The sequence below is a fragment of the Agromyces bracchium genome (assembly GCF_009709675.1).
Taxonomy (GTDB): domain Bacteria; phylum Actinomycetota; class Actinomycetes; order Actinomycetales; family Microbacteriaceae; genus Agromyces; species Agromyces bracchium.
In genome coordinates, this window is sequence record NZ_WMLB01000017.1 from 282,339 (window position 1) to 293,087 (window position 10,749).

The 10,749-nt window shown below is 72.1% G+C and carries 9 protein-coding genes; 5 read left to right on the plus strand and 4 right to left on the minus strand.

The genetic code is table 11. From position 1 onward, the window contains the following. Nucleotides 1–28: 28 nt before the first annotated feature. Entirely contained in the window at nt 29–400 is a 372-nt protein-coding gene (locus GJ743_RS06735) for a hypothetical protein (RefSeq protein WP_155051100.1), read from the minus strand. Nucleotides 401–570: 170 nt separating this feature from the next. Here GJ743_RS06735 and GJ743_RS06740 point away from each other — a divergent pair, with 170 nt between their 5' ends. Further along, nucleotides 571–1,716, plus strand: a complete 1,146-nt coding sequence (locus tag GJ743_RS06740) for an aminotransferase class I/II-fold pyridoxal phosphate-dependent enzyme (protein WP_230386561.1) — start codon at nt 571–573, stop codon at nt 1,714–1,716. A gap of 131 nt (nt 1,717–1,847) precedes the next feature. Beyond that, nucleotides 1,848–2,507, plus strand: a complete 660-nt coding sequence (locus tag GJ743_RS06745) for a fasciclin domain-containing protein (protein ID WP_376861992.1) — start codon at nt 1,848–1,850, stop codon at nt 2,505–2,507. Between the two features lie 84 nt (nt 2,508–2,591). Here the strand turns inward: GJ743_RS06745 and GJ743_RS06750 are convergent, their stop codons facing one another. Together GJ743_RS06750 and GJ743_RS06755 are read right to left on the minus strand one after the other, a co-directional pair. Continuing rightward, entirely contained in the window at nt 2,592–3,914 is a 1,323-nt protein-coding gene (locus GJ743_RS06750) for an FAD-dependent oxidoreductase (RefSeq protein ID WP_155051102.1), read from the minus strand. A gap of 30 nt (nt 3,915–3,944) precedes the next feature. Continuing rightward, nucleotides 3,945–5,291: an aspartate aminotransferase family protein gene (locus GJ743_RS06755; RefSeq protein WP_155051103.1), complete on the minus strand. Its 1,347-nt coding sequence runs from the start codon at nt 5,289–5,291 to the stop codon at nt 3,945–3,947. A 165-nt stretch (nt 5,292–5,456) separates the two neighbouring features. Here GJ743_RS06755 and GJ743_RS06760 point away from each other — a divergent pair, with 165 nt between their 5' ends. After that, nucleotides 5,457–7,415, plus strand: a complete 1,959-nt coding sequence (locus tag GJ743_RS06760; protein WP_328288876.1) for an FAD-dependent monooxygenase — start codon at nt 5,457–5,459, stop codon at nt 7,413–7,415. A gap of 66 nt (nt 7,416–7,481) precedes the next feature. On the opposite strand, the gene GJ743_RS06765 is transcribed toward GJ743_RS06760, so the two are convergent. After that, nucleotides 7,482–8,198, minus strand: coding sequence for an IclR family transcriptional regulator (locus GJ743_RS06765; RefSeq protein ID WP_328288877.1), 717 nt, complete (start codon nt 8,196–8,198; stop codon nt 7,482–7,484). Nucleotides 8,199–8,313: 115 nt separating this feature from the next. On the opposite strand from GJ743_RS06765, the gene GJ743_RS20150 reads away from it, so the two are divergent. After that, nucleotides 8,314–9,507 (plus strand): adenylate/guanylate cyclase domain-containing protein, encoded by a 1,194-nt coding sequence (locus GJ743_RS20150; RefSeq protein ID WP_196216938.1) that lies wholly within the window; start codon nt 8,314–8,316, stop codon nt 9,505–9,507. A 260-nt stretch (nt 9,508–9,767) separates the two neighbouring features. Next, a partial coding sequence (locus tag GJ743_RS06775; protein WP_155051105.1) for a Re/Si-specific NAD(P)(+) transhydrogenase subunit alpha occupies nt 9,768–10,749 on the plus strand: 982 nt, incomplete at its 3' end.

Here is a 10,749-nt window from a genome sequence, read left to right on the forward strand (position 1 = left end):
GACCGCGGGACCGGCCGCGGACTCCGGCTCAGCGCATGCCGCGGAACCGCGAGGCGCCGACGATCAGCGCGAGCGCGCCGCCGATCGCCGAGACGAGCGGCACGGCGGCCACCGCGAGCGCGATCGTGTTCGGGCGGAACCGGAGGCCGTCGGGTCCGTTGATGTACGCGCCGATCGGCACGGCGAACCCGCCCCCGCCGCCGCCGCTGCCCTCGCCGTGACCGGCGAGCGCCTTGCCGCCCTCCGGCATGTCGCCGGATCCTTCGCCGGCGCCGAAGCCGAACACGACGAACGCGACGGGCACCGCCTCCTGTCCGTCGACCGTGGTCTTCTCGCCGTAGGCCACGCGTGCGCCCCACGACGGGACCGATTCCGCCAGGTTCTCGATGAGCTTGCCCATGTGAGCCGACCGTACGCCGGTTCACCCGCTGCGGCCAGATGCGCGCGGTGAACAGCCGTTGACGGCGCGGGTGGTCGTTGGGATGCTTGGCACCGATCCTGACGTGCAACAGCCGGAGGGCGGTCGAGATGGTGCTGTCAACGCGGGCGACTCAGGCGAAGGACGCGATCATGACGGTGTCGTCGTTCCTCGCGGAGGCACAGGAGCGCGGGAACGACCCCGATGCGCTCGACTTCACGTTCGGCAACCCGCACGAGATGGCGCTGCCGGGGCTCGTCTCGGCCATGCAGGAACAGCTCGAACCGAGGTCGGTCGACTGGTACGCCTACAAGACGAGCGAAAGGTCGGCGCAGGAGGTCGTGGCGTCCGGCCTGCGGAGTGAGCTCGGCCTGGACTTCGAGCCGGCCGACATCGCCATGACGCAGGGCGCGTTCGGTGCGATCTCACTCGCGTTCGCCCTGCTGGCGGATGTCGGCGACGAGGTCGTCATCCCGGTGCCGGGGTGGTTCTGCTACGCGCCGATGCTGCATGCCGCGAACCTCGTCCCCGTCGGCGCCCCGCTCGCGCCCGTCGACTTCAGCCTCGACGTCGGTGAGATCGCCCGGGCGATCACGCCGCGCACGCGCCTCGTGATCGTGAACTCGCCGGCGAACCCGACCGGGCGCGTGTACCCGAAGGAGACGTGGGATGCGCTCGCAGAGGTGCTCGACGAGGCATCCCGTCGCCACGGCCGGCGCATCTGGCTGCTGTCGGACGAGCCGTACCGACGCATCCGCTTCGACGGAATCGGCTTCGCGAGCCCGGCGGGCTCGTATCCGTGGACGCTCATCGACTACAGCTACGGCAAGGTGCTGCTGGCGCCCGGGCAGCGGCTCGGATACCTCGCCATCTCGCCGCTGCTCGAGCCTGCCGAGCGCAGCGCGCTGCGCGAGGCGTGCAACCCGGTGCAGCTCGCGATCGGGTGGGGTTTCCCCGATGCGCTGATGCAGTACTCGGTGCCCGCGCTCGAGTCCGTGTCGATCGACGTCGCCGAGCTCACGCGCAAGCGCGACCGGATGTTCGATGCGCTGCATTCCGCCGGGTACACGCTGACGAAGCCCGAGGGCACCTTCTACCTCTGGGGGCGTGCTCCGGGTGGCGATGCCGCGACGTTCTGCCGGGCGCTCGCCGAGCAGGGCGTGTTCGTCATGCCAGGCACGCTCTTCGACCAGCCGGCGCATTGGCGAATCTCGCTGACGGCCACGATGGAGATGATCGAGAGGGCGCTGCCGGTGCTCGAGGCGGCGGAGGGCATGCACCGGCAGACTGCGCGCTAGCAGGATCACGAGCAGGGATCGGAACGGCGTCCGGGTTTCGAGCGATCGGAATCGGGGGCAAACCGCATCGGTGAGCACGCCGAACCCCACGTGTCGGCCCGCCGGGGCCGACGAACCGAAAGGGGAGATCCATGCGATCCATGCGCAGCATCCGTTCCGCCGGGACGGCGCTCTCGATCACGGCCGTCCTCGCGCTGGGCCTGACCGCCTGCAGCAGCGGCGGCACCGAGGAGTCGTCCGACTCGATGTCCGACGAGCCGACGACGAGCGAGGAGGCCGAGCCGATGGAGGCCGACCCGGCCGCCGACCTGGTCGGGCCGGGGTGCGCCGACTACGCCGAGGCGGTGCCGGACGGTCCGGGCTCGGTGTCCGGGATGTCCGAGGACCCGGTCGCCGTCGCGGCATCGAACAACCCGCTGCTGACCACGCTCGTGGCGGCGGTCTCGGGCGGCCTGAACCCCGACGTCGACCTCGTCGACACGCTGAACGGCGACGAGTTCACCGTGTTCGCGCCGGTCGACGATGCGTTCGCCGAGATCGATGCGGCCACGATCGAGTCGCTGAAGACCGACTCCGAGACGCTCACCTCGATCCTGACGTACCACGTCGTTCCGGGGCAGCTCTCGCCCGACGAGGTCGTGGGCACCCAGACGACCGTCCAGGGCGGCACCGTCGAGGTGACCGGTTCGGGCGACGACCTCGTGGTCGGCGACGCGAACGTGATCTGCGGCGGCGTGCAGACGGCGAACGCGACCGTCTACCTGATCGACGGCGTGCTCCTGCCCATGTGACGCAGGATCCGCGCCGATGGCGGCGCCGACGGGTGCGGGGGACCGTGCGGGTCGGCGCCGCCGTGGCGTTCCCGGCTCGCGTGGTCAGGCGACGTCGCCGTGCGTCGTCGCCACGCCGAGGTCGCGCACGACCGCGCGACCGACGCGGTCGCCCGAGACGAGCGCGCCCTGGATCGACGCGGTGTCCCGATGATCGCCCGCGGTGTAGCGGCCGCCGCCGATCCGTGCGGGACGCCGGATGCTGAGCGGCGGGAGCTGCGCCGGGAGGGCGTCGTGCAGGTCGTCGCGCCGGAGCAGCCGCCAGGCCGAGGCGTCCGTCGCCCAGATCTCGCCGAGATGGCGGCGGACGTCCGCCTCGGTGGGCGCCGCACCGGGGTCGCTGCGCGCGGCGGCGGGCAGGAGGTTCGTCGCCGAGATCAGGTGCACGCCGGCCGGCGCCGAGCCCGGCACGGTGTGCGAGAGCACGACCGCGTTCACGATCGGGCCGTTGCGCCGACCGTCGACCGCCAGCATCGCGGACGGCGTGGGCGGCTCGTCGGCGGCGAACCACCACGTCTGCAGGCCGCGCGTCGGCGGTGCGGGCACGTCGACGAGACCGGTCAGCGCCTCCGGTCCGACGGCGACCACCACGGCGGATGCCTCGACGCCGCCGCCGCCCGCGAGTTCGACCCTGACGCGCCCGCGGCCGGTCGCCGGTCCGCCGCTCAGCACCCGGACCACCTCCGCGTCCGTGCGCACCTGCACGCCGGCGGCGCGCGCGACGTCGGCGAGCTGTGCCGGAAGCGCACCGATGCCCGCGGCGGGCAGGCCCGGGCGCCCGAGCGCGAACATGCGCATGAGCAGGCGCACGAACGCGTCGGAGGTGTCGCCGCGGTCGTCGGCGAGGACGCCGGCGAGGAAGGGTTCGAGGACCTCGGCGCGGAGTGGTCCGCGGAGTCCGACGCGGTCCCACGCCTCGGCCAGCGTGCGGTCGGGTCCGGCGATGACCGAACGCGGGCGCACGATCGCGGGCGCGAGCCAGCGCACGAGGGCGGCGACGTCGCGGGGTGCCGCCAGGCCGCTCCGGAGCGTCGCCGGGAGCATGCCGGGGTGTCGTAGCGGGTGCGCGAGCACCGCGACATCCGCCCGCCCGACGCGGCGCACTTCCACGCCGACCGGGAACCTCTGCAGGTCGAGCGCGTCGACGTCGACCCAGCGGCGGACCCCCGGGTACGCGGGGTTCAGCACCTGGAAGCCGCGGTCGAGCCGGAAGCCGTCGACCTCGTCCGTCCGCTGTCGACCGCCGACCACGTCGGCGGCCTCCAACACCGTGACGCCGAGGCCGGACTCCGCGATGCGCGTCGCGCAGCGCAGGCCGGCGAGGCCGGCGCCGACGACCACGACGTCGGTCTCCTCCGATGCGTCCATGTTCCTGTCGCCCTTCGGTCTCCGCCGTGCTCAGCCGAGCAGCTCGCGCGAGACCTCCCCGATCGCGCGGTCCAGGATCTCGACGCCCAGGTCGATCTCCTCCTCGCTCGAGGTGAGCGGCGGCGCGATGCGGAAGGTGCCGCCCATGCCGCGCAACTGCACCACGTTCATGTGCAGGCCGAGTTCGAGGCAGCGCCGCGTGACCCCGGCGCCGAGCTCGTCGGACCCTTCCTTGGTCTCTCGGTCGAGCACGAGCTCGACGCCCTGCAGGAGCCCGCGCCCGCGCACGTCGCCGACGACCGCATGCTGGTCCTGCAGCTCGAGCAGCCCCGCCCGCAGGCGGTCGCCGAGCATGCGCGCCCGCTCGTCCATCCGGTCGCGCTCGAGCACGTCGAGCACGGTGTTGCCCACGGCCGCCACGAGCGGGTCGGACACGTGGGTGGTGAAGAACAGGAAGCCCCGGTCGGCGGCCTCCTCCTCGATCTCGGCGCTCGTGACGACGGCCGCGAGCGGGAGTCCGGCCCCGAGGGTCTTCGACAGGGTGAGGATGTCGGGCACGACGCCGTCGCGCTCGAAGGCGTACCAGGTGCCGGTGCGGCACATGCCGGTCTGCGCCTCGTCGAGGATCAGGAGCATCCCCCGCTCGCGGCACTTCTGCTGCAGCGCCGCGAGGTACCCGGGCGGCGGCTCGATGATGCCGCCGGAGCTCAGGATGGGCTCGACGATGCACGCCGCGAGGCTGCCGACCGACTGGGCGTCGACGAGCGCGAAGGCGTGGTCGAGCTGCTTCCGCCAATCGAACGCGCCGTCGGGCGTCGTGAAGTCGGGCCGGTAGGCGTTGGGCGTGGGGATGGCGAAGTTCCCGGGCGCGGTCGGCCCGTACCCCTTCCGTCCCGAGCTGTAGGTCGCGCCGGCCGCGGCCGCGGTCATGCCGTGCCACGACCCGGCGAACGAGACGATCTCGTGCCGGCCGGTGACGAGCTTCGCCATCCGGATCGCCGCCTCGTTCGACTCGGCGCCGGTGGTGAGCAGCAGCACCTTCTCGAGCGGGTCAGGCAGCGAGTCGGCGAGGCGATGCGCGAGGTCCACGACCGGCCGCGACAGCATGCCGCTGAACAGGTGGTCCAGCGTCGCCACCTGCCGTTGCACGGTCGCCACGATCTCGGGGTGCGCGTGACCGAGGATCGAGCTCATCTGGCCGGACGTGAAGTCGAGCAGCCGCCGCCCGCCCTCGGTCTCGACCCAGCTCCCCTCGGCGCGCACGATGATCTCGGGCGTGAAGCGCGCACCGTAGCGGACGAGGTGACGGTCGACGTCCGACCAGAAGCCGTCGGCGTCGGCGTCGGAGCGCGGGCGGGAGGATTCGGCGAGCGACATGAACGCGACGCTAACGCACCGGCCCCGCGGCATCCAGAGCCCGTCCTGGATGGCGCGCTTGTGTCCCGCCGGATCGCGGCCTACCATGTCCCCGCGCGATAATCGAAAGCTACATTCAATTATCGAACGCACCGACTTGCACCACGACGACGTGAGGAGCACCACGTGCAGTTCCACCACCACGGCTACGTGTCCGGCGATCCCCGGGTCAAGCCCGCCGCCGGCGTCGGCATCGACCGCCCCGAGGAGCTGCCCGACGAGGTCGACGTGCTCGTCGTCGGCTCGGGCCCGGCCGGCATGCTGCTCGGCGCGCAGCTCTCGCAGTACTCCGATGTCGTCACCCGCGTCATCGAACGCCGTGACGGGCGACTCGTGCTCGGCCAGGCCGACGGCATCCAGCCGCGCAGCGTCGAGACGTTCCAGGCGTTCGGGTTCGCCGAGCGCATCATCGCCGAGGCCTACAACATCGGCTACATGAACTTCTGGGGCCCCGACCCGGCCGACCCGACGAAGATCATCCGGACCTCCCGCACCGAGGACTATGGATACAAGATCAGCGAGTTCCCGCACCTCATCGTCAACCAGGCGCGCGTGCTCGACTACTTCGCCGAAGCCGCCGCCAACGGGCCGGGGCGGATCGTGCCCGACTACGGCGTCGAGTTCACCGGACTCACCGTGCACGACGAGGGCTCCGGTTCCGCGGGCGAGTACCCGGTCGAGGTGCGCGTGCGCTACACGGCCGGCGAGCGCGAGGGCGAGGAGCGGACGGTGCGCGCCAAGTACGTCGTGGGCAGCGACGGCGCCCGCAGCGGAGTCCGCGAGGCGATCGGCCGCAAGCACGTCGGCGGCATCTCGGCGCACGCGTGGGGCGTCATGGACGTGGTCGTGAACACCGACTTCCCCGACTGGCGCACGAAGTGCGCGATCAACTCCGCCGCGGGCAACATCCTGCACATCCCCCGCGAGGGCGGGTACCTCTGCCGCATGTACATCGACCTCGGCGAGGTGGCCGACGACACCCACGAGGTGCGCAAGACGCCGATCGAGACGATCATCGCCAAGGCGAACGACATCCTGAACCCGTACACGCTCGACGTGCGCGACGTCGCATGGTTCAGCGTCTACGAGGTCGGGCATCGGGTCACCGACCACTTCGACGACCGCGAAGAGGGGGCGGATGCCGCTCCGCGCGTGTTCCTCACCGGTGACGCGTGCCACACGCACAGCGCGAAGGCCGGGCAGGGCATGAACGTCTCGATGCAGGACGGGTTCAACCTCGGGTGGAAGCTCGGCTCGGTCGTCACCGGCCGGGCGCCCGCCGCCCTGCTCGCGACCTACTCGTCGGAACGGCAGCCGGTCGCGCAGCAGCTGATCGACTTCGACCGCGAGTGGTCCTCGCTCATGGCGCGCAAGCCGGAGGAGATCTCGGACCCGCAGGAACTGGCCAAGCACTACCTCGGCACCGCCGAGTTCCCGTCGGGGTTCATGACGCACTACGGTCCGTCCATGATCACCGGCGACGCGACGCACCAGTCGCTCGCCACCGGCTTCCCGATCGGCATGCGCTTCAAGTCGTCGCCCGTGTCGCTCGTGTGCGACGGGAACGTCGTGCACCTGGGTCACCACGCGAGGGCCGACGGGCGGTGGCGGATCTACGCGTTCGCCGACGCGCCCGCCGCCGGCGAGGCATCCGCCCTCGGCGACTGGGCCGAGTGGATGTCGTCGCCCGACGCTCCTCTGGCGCGGTTCACGCCGGACGGGGTCGACGTCGACGCCGTGTTCGACCTGAAGGTGATCTACCAGCAGCCGCACGAGGGCGTCGACATCATGGCCGCGCCCGAGGTGTTCCGGCCGAGGACCGGGCCGCTCGCGCTCATGGACTGGGAGAAGGTGTTCGCGGCCGGGCCGAGCGCGTGGTGCCCGACCGACATCTTCGACGAGCGGGGCATCTCGCGCGACGGCGCCGTCGTGGTGGTGCGTCCCGACCAGTACGTCGCCTGCATCCTGCCCCTGACGGCGACCGACGAGCTCGCGGCGTTCTTCGAGCAGCACCTGCTGCCGCAGCGGGCGGTGGCGAATGCCTCGTCCGACGCGGCCGTCGAGGGCGACCTCGTCAGTCGCTGACGGCCGGCAGGCCGCACGCCGGCAGGCCGCACGTCGGCCGACGCCGCCCGGCCGCTCGCGGCGCGCTCAGGCCCCGTAGCTGCGGGACACCGCACGCGCCGCGGCGGTGAGTCGCGCAGCGATCTCGGCCTCGGGCCGCGGCATCGAGACGTGGATCACCGCGATGGCGGCCGGCGGCTGCCCGGGCAGCGTGAGCGGCACCGCGACCGAGCGCAGCGAGGGCACGACCTCGTCGTGGCTCAGCGCGTACCCGCGCGCCCGGCTCTCGGCGATCTCGACGCGCAGCGCGTCGGGCACCTCGACCGGCCACGAGCTCTCGGGCATGGCGAGCAGGATCGCCTTGCCCGGACCGCCGCGCGTGATCGGGTGGCGGTGCCCCGGGCGGTACGAGACGACCGTCATCGTCTGGCGCGGCGCAGCGCTCAGCAGCGTGACCGCTTCCTCGTTGTCGGCGAGCACCGCGATGAGGCAGGTCATGCCGAGCTCGTTCGCGACTTCCGTGAGCTCGGGGAGCGCCACCTGCTGCAGGTCGCGGGCGACGCCCGCGGCGAGGGCGGCGAGCCCGGTGCCGAGGGCGAGCCGACCCGCGGCGTCGCGCGTGACGAGCGTGTGCTCCTCGAGCGTACGGACGAGTCGGTAGGCGACCGAGCGGTGCACGCCGAGCGCCGCGGCGACCTCGTCGATCGTCAGGTTCCGGTCGGCGTCGGCGAGCACCTCGAGCACGCGGATGCCGCGGCTGAGGGTCTGCGATCCGGCCGGCGCGGTCGGCTTCGCTCGGTCCACGTCGATCCTCCGACCCTCGATGGCCCGAGCGGATGCCACGGGCACTCGGTCGATAGTAGAACGCGTCGCACGGAATCCGAACGCCCCGATCGGTTCCGGGCGTAGGCTGACGGGCGTGAGCGGGTTCTCACGCGAGGAGGCGGCCGAGCGCGCCGGGGTCGACGTTGCCTACGTCGATCGCCTGGTCGAACTCGGCATCGTCGTGCCGGAACGATCGCGCTTCTCGGCGGGCGACGTGCGTCGCATGATCATGGCGCGCTCGCTCGAGGATGCCGCGATCCCGCTCGAGCGACTGGCCGCCGCGATCGAGCACGGCGCGCTCTCACTCGGCTTCTTCGACGCGGAGGCCTACGAACGGTTCGCTCCGCTCAGCGGCGAGACCTTCCAGCAGGTCAGCGCACGCACCGGGGTGCCGCTCGACCTCCTGACGACCATCCGCGAGGCGATCGGATCACCGCTGCCGTCACCCGACGACCTGGTGCGGGAGGACGAGATGGCGGTCGTGCCGTTCCTCGAGATGCAGGTCGCCGAGGGATTCCGGCCGGAATCGATCGAGCGCCTGCTGCGGGTCCAAGGGGACAGCACGCGCCGCATGGCGGAGGCCGAAGGCGCGTGGTGGCAGTCCGAGGTGATCGAGCCCTCGATGGCAGCCGGACGCTCGGTCGACGAGATCGGAAACCCGGACCTCGCGGATCGCAGCAGCCCCCTCGCCGAGCAGGCGATGCTCGGGCTCTACCACGCGCAGCAGGCGCGGGCGTGGACCTCGAACATCATCGAGGGGTTCGAGGTGCTCATGGCGAGAGCCGGCATCCACAGTCACCTCGAGCGGCCGCCCGCGATCTGCTTCTTCGACATCACCGGCTACACGCGGCTCACCCAGGAACGCGGCGACGAGGCCGCCGCCGACCTCGCCGCCACCCTCGCACGTCTCGTCCAGCGCGGATCGGTCCGCCATGGCGGGAAGCCCATCAAGTGGCTCGGCGACGGCGTGATGTTCCACTTCCGGGATCCGGGTCCCGCCGTCCGGGCCGGGCTCGAGATGGTCGACGAGCTGACGACGGCCGGGCTCCCGCCGGCCCACGTCGGACTGCACACCGGACCGGTCCTGTTCCAGCAGGGCGACTACTTCGGCCAGACCGTGAACCTCGCGTCGCGGATCGCCGACTACGCGAGGCCCGGCGAGGTACTCGTGACCGAGGCGGTCGCCGAGGCCGGCGACGAGGAGGGGATCGTCTTCCGCGACGTCGGCCCGGCGGAGCTCAAGGGCGTGTCCGACTCGATGCACCTCTTCCGGGCCGAGTTCGCCTGAGCCGGTTCGCCCGTGCGCGTCGAGCCGGGCGCGAGCGACCCGGGCGTGAGCGACCCGGCACTTTCCGATTCGCGAAAGAATGCCCGGTCTTTCCCGGTCACGGACCGTGAAACATGGAGTCACCGGCATCCGGGGACCTAAAGTGATCGCGTGCAGCACCGTCGCCGCTCCGGCCCCCACCGGACGACGGGCTCGCACGGACCCGTCCACGAGGTGCCGCATCGCATCGACTGACGGTCGAGCGATGAGAGGGAGTACGCATGACGCGCATCGGCGTCGTCACCGAGCAGGGCTCGGAGACCCGGGTCGCCGCCACGCCGGCGACCGTGAAGCAGTTGATCGGCCTGGGCTACGAGGTCGTCGTCGAGACGGGCGCGGGAGCAGACTCGTCGTTCCCCGACGAGGCGTACGACATCGCGGGCGCGGGACTCGTGACGCGCGAGGCCGCGTTCGCGAGCGACATCGTGCTCAAGGTGAACCAGCCCACGCCCGACGAGATCGCGGCGCTCTCGCCCGGGACGACGCTCATCGGGCTGCTCAGTCCGGCGCTCCGGCCCGACCTCATCGAGGCGCTCGCGGCGCAGGGGGTCACGGCGCTCGCGCTCGACGCGGTGCCGCGCATCTCGCGCGCGCAGTCGATGGACGTGCTGAGCTCGATGGCGAACATCTCCGGGTACCGCGCCGTCGTCGAGGCCGCGCACGAGTTCGGCCGCTTCTTCACGGGCCAGGTGACCGCGGCGGGCAAGGTCCCGCCCGCGAAGGTGCTCGTCGCCGGTGCCGGCGTCGCCGGGCTCGCGGCGATCGGCGCGGCATCCAGCCTCGGCGCGATCGTGCGAGCGACCGACCCGCGGCCCGAGGTCGCCGACCAGGTCAAGTCGATCGGCGGCGAGTACCTCAAGGTCGAGGTCGCGGTCGAGCAGTCGACCGACGGCTACGCGAAGGCGACGAGCGAGGCGTACGACAAGCGTGCGGCCGAGATCTACTCCGAGCAGGCGCGCGACGTCGACATCATCATCACGACGGCGCTGATCCCGGGCCGCGCGGCGCCGCGGCTGATCACGGCGGCGGATGTCGCGAGCATGAAGCCCGGCAGCGTCATCGTCGACATGGCCGCGGGCCAGGGCGGCAACGTCGAGGGCTCGGTCGCGGGCGAGCGCACGGTCACCCCGAACGGCGTGGTCATCCTCGGCTACACCGACCTCGCCTCGCGCCTGCCCGCGCAGGCGTCGCAGCTCTACGGCA

Coding starts and splice junctions, on each gene's coding strand:
- GJ743_RS06745 (WP_376861992.1), top strand. CDS start 1,848: ATGCGATCCATGCGCAGCATCCGTTCCGCCGGGACGGCGCTCTCGATC.
- GJ743_RS06755 (WP_155051103.1), bottom strand. CDS start 5,291: ATGTCGCTCGCCGAATCCTCCCGCCCGCGCTCCGACGCCGACGCCGAC.
- GJ743_RS06735 (WP_155051100.1), bottom strand. CDS start 400: ATGGGCAAGCTCATCGAGAACCTGGCGGAATCGGTCCCGTCGTGGGGC.
- GJ743_RS06740 (WP_230386561.1), top strand. CDS start 571: ATGACGGTGTCGTCGTTCCTCGCGGAGGCACAGGAGCGCGGGAACGAC.
- GJ743_RS06750 (WP_155051102.1), bottom strand. CDS start 3,914: ATGGACGCATCGGAGGAGACCGACGTCGTGGTCGTCGGCGCCGGCCTC.